General features: G+C 34.8%; 2 protein-coding genes and 1 pseudogene. 2 read left to right on the top strand and 1 reads right to left on the bottom strand.

All coding sequences use genetic code 11. The features are described 5' to 3' along the window. The first annotated feature begins 266 nt into the window (after nucleotides 1–266). Together SSCH_RS06525 and SSCH_RS21815 are read left to right on the top strand one after the other, a co-directional pair. Nucleotides 267–941 carry a transposase gene (locus SSCH_RS06525; protein ID WP_052835401.1) on the top strand — a complete coding sequence of 225 codons (675 nt, stop codon included), beginning with the start codon at nucleotides 267–269 and terminating at the stop codon, nucleotides 939–941. A 200-nt stretch (nucleotides 942–1,141) separates the two neighbouring features. Continuing rightward, complete coding sequence (locus SSCH_RS21815) at nucleotides 1,142–1,567, top strand: SPASM domain-containing protein (protein WP_084710982.1); 426 nt, start codon at nucleotides 1,142–1,144, stop codon at nucleotides 1,565–1,567. A 617-nt stretch (nucleotides 1,568–2,184) separates the two neighbouring features. Here SSCH_RS21815 and SSCH_RS20100 read toward each other — a convergent pair. Beyond that, a pseudogene (locus SSCH_RS20100) lies at nucleotides 2,185–2,462 on the bottom strand (hypothetical protein); the annotation flags it as partial.

Below are 2,462 nucleotides of genomic sequence, written 5' to 3'. Positions count from 1 at the left end.
TCAGGGTACTAAAAAGGTAGAAACTCACGCCTACCTTTGTGCAATAGCGCTGATAGCTACAGTAACAGCCGTCAATACAGCTGAAAGAGAACAAAAAGCAGCTTAATTCTAATCAAGAAAGCACTTTAATTACCAAGGGGGTGGTGTCTGCCTTTTTGTAACTAGTAGCTATTATTTACCAGTAATGCTCCATGCGCTGCCGTTATTTGTTAATCAAAAGCGGTGGTCCAGTTGTTAATTTTTGTTTAAACTTTGATTTTTGAATTATGAAATTCTCTCTTTTATATGTCTGTAAAGCCCCTATGCGAAGTGGTTTAAAAAAGATCGTTAATTACCTAAAAGAACAAAACCTTTGGCAGGAGCTAGATGAATGTTACAGCATTGCTGAACTAACAGTCCCGTTACCAAGCTGGAACAAGGCCAGACGGTTCATCGTTATTTGTCAGAAAAAAGACCCCAAAACAGGCCAATTATATATAGACCACCCTGAATGCTATCAATACCAAGCCATAGTAACCAACATTGAGACTAATGATATGTCTCCTGAAGAAGCCTGGCGTTTCTACAACAAACGCGGCACCTGTGAATTGTGGATAAATGAACTAAAAGATGGTTTTGCTGTTGATGAAGCAAGCCAGCATACCTTTGTCAAAAATGAGGCCTACATGCTGGTAAAGGCCATTAGTTACAATCTCATGCTCTGGTTCAAAGAAGCCACCATGCCTGACGAGGTCAAAAACTGCCGTGCAAAAACCATCAGGCGCAAAGTGCTTTGTGTACCGGGCAACATCGTGGGTAATGGACGCTATAGACATATCCGTTTGGCTGCCAACAAGTGGCTGGAAACAGTGATCAATCAGGTCAAAACTAACCTGGATGGAATTTCTTTACCTGGTAGTCCAACGGCTGTACCCTATAAGATGCTTAAACACGACAAATAAGACTGTATTATAAACAAGATACGGATCTCAAAACATCCTATCGGAAACAGGGTGGTGGTTAATGTTACTCATTTTCCGGTTAATTAGCGGATAAAAAAGCAGTAGGGTAAATGTGATTAGGATATTTGGATACATCTGGTTATTAATACGGATTCAGGTACTGTTGACCACTGTGAAGCTATTTACTTGCCGATTTCAGGATTAATACAGGTGCAGCTAATGACTTTCCAGAAACAAGATTTATTAAGTTATTAAATCTAGAAAAACATGAAGCAAAATGTATAGGTTCATTATCAGGAGAGTTATTAATAACTCCCACTTTAGATGTTTACCCTTGTTGTTCACAAGTAATTGAGAATACAATATTAAAAATTGGCAATTTAAGAGAAAAATCATTGGAATCAATTATCAAATCTATCAAACACAATAACATTTTTTATACATTGTTTATTGAGGGCTTTAATCCTTATATTGAATTTATGAAGAATAATAATATTATCTATCCTAAAGAAATTTCATCCCCATGCGAACTCTGTGAATTTTTATTTAAAGACGATTGGTTTATGAGAGAATTATATGAAAAGGATTTTTATTGGATATTTATAAATATCAGAATTATACAATAGCTATGGAAGAAAAAAAAAGAATTATACATAGTTGAAGAAAAAAATTCTTTTTATCACCTTGATAAAGATACTTTTTCTTCAATGTTTGATAAAGACGGGTTAGTTATAGAAAAGACTATTAAGGATAATATTGCATATATGCTTATCATGGTAACAATTATAATTGTTACCATGATAACATATTTTTTTAAGGCTCAATATGTAATAGTCGATGTTAACTTTTTAAAAGCTTCATTCGTTTTATTAATAAATATAGTGATTCATGAATTAGGACATATTCTTTTTTTTAAAATGGTTTAATAGGGATAGTAAGTTTAAGGTTGGGTTTTAAGCTTGTTTTTATATATCCAGCTTTTTATGTAGATACATCTTATAGTTATTTTCTTCCTCAGTATAAACGAGCAGCTGTTTACATGGCAGGTAATACTATGAATTGTATTTTTGTTTTAGGTATTATAATATTTTTACCTAATATGTTATTATATTGTTATTTGATTGTTTCAAATATACTAATTAATTTCTTGCCAATTGTTAAAAGTGATGGATATTATGCTTTCATAACGTTTTTTTAATAGATGAGCTTGTCCCTAATGCCGTAGAATTTGAGTGACGTAGTATTACGCTGATTTGCTCTCATTCTCTATGCCATCTATGTCAACAACGGTTGTTAACCGCTGAATTTCAGTGATCAGGATGCTCATGGAGCGGTATCCTGAAATGCGATGGGCTCGGCTTTCGGCATCGAGCAACGATGAAGAGACCCAGCGCTGTACCATAGTGCCGTTTTTCCAGTTCTTCACGTTCCTTATGTTTTTGGACACCATACTAAAGCTGGATTCAATAGCATTCGTTGAACGCAGGCTTCTCTGCAGAAGAGCTGGCACATTCAGCTTCA

The organism is Syntrophaceticus schinkii (assembly GCF_000946815.1).
Taxonomy (GTDB): Bacteria; Bacillota; DSM-12270; order Thermacetogeniales; family Thermacetogeniaceae; genus Syntrophaceticus; species Syntrophaceticus schinkii.
The sequence above is the reverse complement of the archived record's forward strand: the minus strand, read 5'-3'. Positions and strand labels throughout refer to the sequence as shown.

Coding starts and splice junctions, on each gene's coding strand:
- SSCH_RS06525 (WP_052835401.1), top strand. CDS start 267: ATGAAATTCTCTCTTTTATATGTCTGTAAAGCCCCTATGCGAAGTGGT.